Here is a 7687-nt window from a genome sequence, read left to right on the forward strand (position 1 = left end):
AGGACTGGTCAGCTGTCTCGATTACTACCTAAAACGACATGCGTTAAAAGTTAACTGAACCGCCGTGTGCCGAACGGCACGCACGGTGGTGTGAGAGGGACTATGCATTAGTCCCTACTCGATTAAAATTTTCAGTGGAAAAACTTGAAGGGAAGTGGTCAATGTTCTTTAAAAAATGATAGAATAGAGATAGTGTAATGTAAACGAATACCATGGCAAATGAATAGGAGAAAAACCATGAAACTTAACAAATATATTGATCATACACTACTCAAAGCAGATGCTCAAAAAGCAGCGATTCTACAGCTGATTGAAGAAGCTAAGGAATACGATTTTGCGAGTGTTTGTTTGAATCCAAGCTGGGTAGCATTGGCTGCGAAGGAATTAGCTGCTACAGATGTGAAAGTTTGTACGGTTATTGGTTTCCCTTTAGGAGCAACAACTTCTGCAACGAAGGCGTTTGAAACAGCAGAGGCTGTCAAAAATGGAGCTAGCGAGGTGGATATGGTCATCAATATTGCAGCTCTTAAAGATGGGGACGATCAGACTGTTTTAGAGGATATCCAAGCAGTTGTTGAAGCTAGTGGAGATGCAGTTGTTAAGGTTATCATTGAAACAGCCTTGTTAACAGATGAAGAGAAGGAACGTGCTTCTCGTTTGACTGTAGAGGCTGGTGCAGATTTCGTGAAGACATCGACTGGATTTTCAACTAGCGGGGCAAATGTTCCTGATTTGGAATTGATGCGTCGAGTAGTTGGACCAGATTTTGGTGTCAAAGCAGCAGGTGGAGCTCGTTCTTACGAAGATGCAGTAGCCTTTGTAGAGGCTGGTGCAACACGTATCGGAACTTCTGCTGGTGTTGCTATCATGAAAGGTGAGGTTGTTGATGGAGGCTATTGATCCAATTCAATTAGCTATGGAAATGGCTGAAAAAGCTTATGTTCCTTATTCTCATTTTCCAATTGGAGCTGTTTTAGTAGCCAAAGATGGTCGCTATTATACCGGAGTTAACATTGAAAATGCGAGCTTTGGTTTAACCAATTGTGGGGAGAGAACTGCTATTTTTAAGGCAGTCTCAGAGGGGGTTACTGAATTCTCCGCTCTTTATATTTATGGAGAAACAAATGAGCCCGTTTCACCTTGTGGGGCTTGTCGTCAGGTAATGGCAGAGTTTTTTGAAGCTGAGTTACCGATTACGTTAATTGCCAAGAATGGAGCGACGAAAACCATGTCTATGGCAGAGTTGTTACCTTATTCTTTTAAAGATTTAACTTAAGTTATTAAATAAAAAAAGAGGAGATTGTAATGAAATCAAATAAAATTGTAGCACTTGGAGCAGCATCGCTTGCAGTAGTTGCCTTGGCAGCTTGTTCAAACCGTAGTGGTGATCGTTCTGAGGCAGCTTCAGACTCTATCCGTGTCGCTTATGTGACCGATACAGGTGGGGTTGATGACCACTCCTTCAACGAATCTGCTTGGACAGGTTTGAAAGCTTGGGGTGAAGAAAACAATTTAGAACAAAATCAAGGCTATACTTACTACCAGTCTGAAAATGAATCTGATTTCACCAACAATTTCCAACAAGCCATCACTGAAGGCTATAACATGGTTGCAGGTGCAGGTTTTGCCCTTGCAACATCATTGGAAGAAGTCGCAAAAAACAATCCAGATACAAAATTTGTGATGGTGGATAGCGTGATTGATTTGGACAACGTTGCGTCAGCAACCTTTGCGGATCAAGAAGCTGCTTACCTGGCTGGTGTTGCTGCGGCTAAGAATACGAAAACCAAACAAGTTGGTTTCATCGGTGGGGTCGAAAGTGAAGTTATCACTCGCTTTGAAAAAGGTTTTGAAGCAGGCGTAAAATCTGTTGACTCTTCTATTAAAGTTCAAGTAGACTACGCAGGGTCCTTTAATGATGCAGCTAAAGGTAAAACAATTGCTGCAGCTCAATACGCGGCTGGGGCAGATGTCATTTTCCACGCATCTGGTAAAACAGGTGACGGACTTTTGAATGAAGCCATCACTCGTAATGAAAAATTAGCTGCTAATTCAGATGAAAAAGTCTGGGTTATCGGTGTGGATAGTGACCAAGCACCTCAAGGTGGTTACAAGGACAAAGACGGAAAAGAATCCAACGTTGTCTTGACTTCAACATTGAAAGAAGTTGGAAATACTATCAAAGATATGGCGACTAAACTACAAGAAGATAAATTCCCAGGAGGAACTACAACTGCCTATGATTTGAAATCTGGTGGTGTAGAAGTTACTTACGATAACTTAAACGAAGAGACTAAGAAAGCTGTTGAAGAAGCCAAACAAGCAATTATCGACGGTAAAGTAACAGTTCCTGAAAAATAATAAGCGGAGACGTTGGAAAGGACGAATGGAATATGGCGAATGAACATGTCATCGAGATGCGCGACATCACCAAAAAATTTGGGGATTTCGTTGCCAACGACCATATTAATCTTCAACTCCGGAAGGGCGAGATTCACGCCCTTCTCGGAGAAAATGGGGCAGGGAAATCCACGTTAATGAACATGCTGGCGGGCTTGCTAGAGCCAACTAGTGGTGAAATCGTGGTCAATGGCCAAATTGTTCAGTTGGATTCTCCATCAAAAGCAGCTTCCCTTGGAATCGGGATGGTTCACCAACATTTCATGTTGGTTGAAGCTTTCACGGTTGCAGAAAATATCATTTTAGGAAGTGAAGTGACTAAAAATGGTGTCTTGGATATCAAGGAAGCCACCAAGGAAATCGAAGAATTATCAAAACGTTATGGTCTTGCAGTAGATCCAGCGGCTAAGGTAGAAGATATCTCAGTAGGGATGCAACAACGGGTTGAGATTTTAAAAACCCTCTATCGTGGTGCAGATATTCTTATTTTTGATGAGCCAACAGCGGTTTTAACTCCTTCTGAAATTGAAGAGTTGGTTGAAATCATGAAGAGTCTGGTTAAAGAAGGAAAATCTTTAATCTTGATTACTCATAAATTGGATGAAATCCGAGCTGTTGCAGATCGTGTTACTGTTATTCGCCGTGGTAAGAGTATTGAAACGGTTGAAATTGCTGGTGCTACCAACCAAGATTTAGCTGAAATGATGGTGGGACGGTCTGTTTCCTTCAAAACAGAAAAGGTTAAAGCTCAACCTAAAGAAACAGTTCTTTCAATCAAGGATCTTGTAGTCTTAGAAAACCGTGGAGTTCCAGCGGTGAAAAATCTCAATCTCGATGTTCGAGCAGGTGAGATTGTCGGAATCGCCGGAATCGATGGAAACGGTCAATCGGAATTGATTCAAGCCATTACGGGACTTCGTAAGGTCAAATCTGGAACAATGACCCTTAAAGGGGAAAATATTGTTGGAGCAAGCCCACGGACGATTACGGAAATGCAGGTAGGACATGTTCCAGAAGACCGCCATCGTGATGGTCTTGTCTTGCAACTATCCATTTCTGAAAATATTGCTCTTCAAACTTATTACAAGGAGCCGATGAGTTCCAAGGGAATTTTGAACTACGGTAACATTTATGAACATGCTCGTAAATTGATGAAAGAGTTTGATGTTCGTGCTGCTAGTGAGTATGTTCCGGCTAAGGCACTTTCTGGTGGTAACCAACAGAAAGCCATTATTGCACGGGAAGTGGACAGAGATCCAGATTTACTTATCGTTAGCCAACCAACTCGAGGTTTGGACGTTGGTGCGATTGAATACATCCACAAACGCTTGATTGAAGAGCGTGATAAAGGGAAAGCTATCTTGGTTGTTTCCTTTGAGTTGGATGAAATTCTAAATGTCTCAGACCGAATTGCCGTTATCCATGACGGACAGATTCAGGGTGAGTTGGATCCTGCAACTACCAATAAGCAAGAGCTTGGTATCTTGATGGCAGGTGTAGAATTGAAGAAGGAGGAAGGAAATGTCTAAGAAAATTCAAGATGCAGCTGTTCCCCTAATTTCAGTTCTCTTGGGGATCGTCCTTGGAGCCATTATCATGTTGATTTTTGGCTATGATGCTATTTGGGGGTATGAAGCACTCTTTGCAACAGCCTTTGGCTCTCTGCGTTCTATCGGAGAGATCTTCCGAGCGATGGGACCTTTGACCTTGATTGGTTTAGGTTTTGCGGTGGCTAGTCGTGCGGGCTTCTTTAACGTTGGTCTTCCTGGTCAAGCCTTGGCGGGGTGGATTGCTGCAGCCTCATTTGCCTTACTTAATCCAGACCTTCCACGTTTAGTCATGGTTCCTGCAACGATTGTGATTGCTATGTTGGCAGGGGGAATTATTGGTTCGATTCCTGGTATGCTTCGGGCCTACCTTGGTACGAGTGAGGTCATCGTAACCATCATGATGAACTATATCGTGCTTTATGTGGGCAATGCCTTGATTCATCAATTACCTCAGGCAGTCATGCAAAGTACAGACTCCAGTAAGCCTGTAGGAATGAATGCCAGCTATCAAACAGAATGGTTGCGGGCCCTTACCAGTAACTCACGGATGAACATCGGTATTTTCTTCGCCTTGATAGCAGTTTTTGCCATTTGGTTCTTGTTGAAGAAAACAACCCTTGGTTTTGAAATTCGTTCGGTTGGACTCAATCCTCATGCCAGTGAGTATGCCGGTATGTCTTCGAAACGGATTATCATTATTTCCATGATTATCTCTGGTGCTCTTGCCGGTCTTGGTGGAGCAGTAGAAGGACTGGGGACTTTCCAAAATGTTTATATTCAAGGCTCTTCTTTGTCTATCGGATTTAACGGGATGGCGGTAGCCTTGTTGGCCAATAATTCACCAGTTGGAATCCCATTTGCAGCCTTTCTCTTCGCGGTTCTTCAGGTTGGAGCGCCGGGAATGAATGCCGCTTCTATTCCACCAGAATTGGTAAACATCGTGACTGCATCTATTATCTTCTTCGTTGGAATTCACTATGTGATTGAAAAATTCCTTGAGTCAAAAGCAAAAAAGGAGGGGCAAGCTAAATGAATCTCGAAACCCTATTAGCCTTATTAGTGTCTTCCATGCTGATCTATTCAGCCCCTCTCATTTTCACTTCCATTGGTGGAAGTTTCTCTGAGCATTCCGGGATTGTTAATGTCGGTTTGGAAGGAATCATGGTTGTTGGTGCTTTCTCAGCAGTTGTTTTCAACCTTTCAACAGCTTCAGTTTTGGGTGAAGCAACTCCTTGGTTGGCTCTTCTTGTGGGGGGATTAGCTGGTGTTCTATTTTCCCTTCTCCATGCTGTAGCGACTGTTCATTTCCGTGCGGATCATGTTGTCAGTGGTACAGTGCTTAATTTGATGGCTCCAGCTTTGACCGTTTTCTTGGTTAAAGTGCTTTACAATAAAGGTCAGACAGATAACATTCAAGAGTCCTTTGGACGCTTTGATTTCCCAATCTTGTCGGATATTCCTTTCATTGGAGACATTTTCTTCAAGAATACTTCGATTATGGGGTATGTGGCTATTGCGACATCCTTCCTTGCGTGGTTTATTATGTTTAAAACGAAGTTTGGACTACGTCTTCGCTCAGTCGGTGAGCATCCACAGGCAGCAGATACACTGGGAATTAATGTGTATTTGATGCGCTATGCAGGTGTCCTCATTTCTGGTTTCCTTGGGGGAGTCGGTGGTGCAGTTTATGCCCAATCTATTTCTGTAAACTTCTCCATTTCAACCATTGTCGGACCAGGCTTTATTGCTCTTGCCGCGATGATTTTCGGGAAGTGGAATCCTGTTGGTGCCATGTTCTCCAGCCTCTTCTTTGGTTTGTCCCAAAGTTTGGCGGTTATTGGTAGCCAATTGCCACTCTTTGATAAGGTTCCAGCTGTTTATCTACAGATTGCTCCTTACGTCTTGACTATCGTTGTCCTTGCAGCCTTCTTCGGAAAAGCTGTTGCACCGAAGGCAGTTGGAGTTAATTATATTAAATCGAAATAAATGCTTAAAGGTTCCTGGCATAGCGCCAGGAACCTTTTTTTTCAAAAAAAAGAGTATACTGTTACACAGAGGTGAATAAGAATGAAAAAAGTATTATTTGTAACTGGTGCCTCAAAAGGAATCGGTTTGGAAGTTGCTGTTGCAGCTTTGGAAAAAGGCTATCGTGTTGTTGCTACTTCGAGAAATGCTGAGACACTAACTGAAAAGGTATTGGCTCGGGTACCTGAGGTGGGAAGTGATTTCCTAGCCTTAGAAATGCTCTTTGCAGAGGATAGTATTCAGGCGGCTGTCGCTCAGGTCCTTGATCACTTTGGACGTATCGACGTTTTAGTGAACAATGCAGGCTATGGTATTTTTGGGGCTTTAGAAGAATTTTCGTTGGATGAGATTCGGAAGAACTTTGATGTCAATGTATTTGGACTGTTAGCTCTGACGCAGGCGGTATTGCCAGGGATGCGGCAACAAAAATCCGGACATATTATCAACCTAGCTTCCATTTCGGGTTCGGTGACGGGACCTGTACAAGGGGTTTATTCAGCAACCAAGGCTTCTGTGATTATGATGAGTGAGGCCTTGCAAGCGGAAGTTGAGCCCTTTGGCATCCAGGTAACGGCAGTTAATCCGACTGGAATTCGGACAGATTTCTTGGATAGCTCCTCGATGCGACGTCCGGAAAAAGAAATTAAAGATTATGAGGTGGTCCAAGCTACGATGTCTGGTTTGGCTCGCTTAAATCATAATCAGGGTGGAGATCCAACTTTCCTAGCCCAAGCGATTCTTGATATTGCTGAAATGAAGAAGACTCCGAACCGTTTTTATGCCGGATCTGGAGCATTAGCTGCTATGCAATATAAAATCAATGAAGTGGTGACCGAAATTAACGAATTTGCAGATCTCAGTCAAAGCGTGGATCGAAAGGACTAGATAGATGAAAATTGAAATTTGGTCCGATGTCTATTGTCCGTTTTGCTACATTGCTGAAAGTCGCTTGGAGAAGGCCTTAGCTAAGTATCAAAAGGGAGAACAGGTTGAGCTGGTTTTTAGGTCATTTGAATTGGATCCGACTTTACCGCTAGACCAGTCCTATCCAGCTCGGGATTATTTGGCTTTGAAATACCAACTAAGTTCTGAGCAAGCACAAGCACAATTAGATGCGATTACCAATCTTGCTAAAGAAGAAGGTCTAAGCTTTCATTTTGACCAAGCCTGGATTCCCAATAGCCGAAAAAGTCATTGTCTGCTTCATTTGGCTAGTGATAGAGGCTTGGGGAAAGAAATGGCTAAGCTTCTTTTTCAAGCACACTTTACACGGGGGCTAGATTTAGCTCAAGATCAGGTACTAAAGGATTTAGGTCAAGAATTGGGCTTGGAAGCCGCTCTTGTTGAAGAAGCCCTACAGTCTCAAGACTATGCAGCCCGCATTGCTGCAGATCAAGAGGCTGGAATGGCTCTAGGGATTACGGCTGTGCCCTTTTTCCTCTTTGATGGTCGCTTCTCCATTTCGGGAGCTCAGCCCCAATCCGTATTTGAAGAAGCTGTGGAACGGTCTTTTGGTTTAGTAGCCAAGCCCGTAAGTCTTGGTACATCAGATCAGGCATGTGGACCCAATGGCTGTTTTATTGAATAGAGTTTGAAAAGGTAGGGATAGTTTTCCTAGCCTTTTCTTTTTATCTCAAGGGAGATTTCATAAAGTGGAAACTGTAAATGGTTTAAGACGGTTACTGTGTGAAAATGGGTTGCTCTGTTAGAGT

General features: G+C 43.1%; 8 protein-coding genes. All 8 read left to right on the forward strand.

All coding sequences use genetic code 11. The features are described from left to right. Positions 1–237: 237 nt before the first annotated feature. The 8 genes from deoC to ACXM1Q_RS08350 all read left to right on the forward strand — a co-directional run bounded on the left by deoC (position 238) and on the right by ACXM1Q_RS08350 (position 7563). Entirely contained in the window at positions 238–900 is a 663-nt protein-coding gene (gene deoC / locus ACXM1Q_RS08315) for a deoxyribose-phosphate aldolase (protein ID WP_458517669.1), read from the forward strand. Further along, a complete protein-coding gene (locus tag ACXM1Q_RS08320) occupies positions 887–1276 on the forward strand; it encodes a cytidine deaminase (RefSeq protein ID WP_458517670.1) in 390 nt (129 codons plus the stop codon). Before deoC ends, ACXM1Q_RS08320 begins: the two co-directional genes overlap by 14 nt. Positions 1277–1305: 29 nt before the next feature. Continuing rightward, complete coding sequence (locus ACXM1Q_RS08325) at positions 1306–2361, forward strand: BMP family lipoprotein (protein ID WP_458517671.1); 1056 nt, start codon at positions 1306–1308, stop codon at positions 2359–2361. Positions 2362–2393: 32 nt separating this feature from the next. Further along, positions 2394–3929 (forward strand): ABC transporter ATP-binding protein, encoded by a 1536-nt coding sequence (locus ACXM1Q_RS08330; RefSeq protein ID WP_458517672.1) that lies wholly within the window; start codon positions 2394–2396, stop codon positions 3927–3929. Next, on the forward strand, positions 3922–4983 hold the full coding sequence (locus ACXM1Q_RS08335; protein WP_458517673.1) for an ABC transporter permease: 1062 nt from the start codon (positions 3922–3924) through the stop codon (positions 4981–4983). Before ACXM1Q_RS08330 ends, ACXM1Q_RS08335 begins: the two co-directional genes overlap by 8 nt. Next, entirely contained in the window at positions 4980–5936 is a 957-nt protein-coding gene (locus ACXM1Q_RS08340) for an ABC transporter permease (protein WP_135038484.1), read from the forward strand. The genes ACXM1Q_RS08335 and ACXM1Q_RS08340 overlap by 4 nt, the downstream gene beginning before the upstream one ends. 81 nt (positions 5937–6017) lie before the next feature. Continuing rightward, positions 6018–6860, forward strand: coding sequence for an SDR family NAD(P)-dependent oxidoreductase (locus tag ACXM1Q_RS08345; RefSeq protein ID WP_458517674.1), 843 nt, complete (start codon positions 6018–6020; stop codon positions 6858–6860). A 4-nt stretch (positions 6861–6864) separates the two neighbouring features. Further along, the gene (locus tag ACXM1Q_RS08350; RefSeq protein WP_458517675.1) at positions 6865–7563 is read left to right on the forward strand and encodes a DsbA family oxidoreductase; all 699 of its coding nucleotides are present in this window, start codon (positions 6865–6867) and stop codon (positions 7561–7563) included. Positions 7564–7687: the final 124 nt, after the last annotated feature.

It is taken from the genome of Streptococcus sp. 10F2, assembly GCF_054331515.2.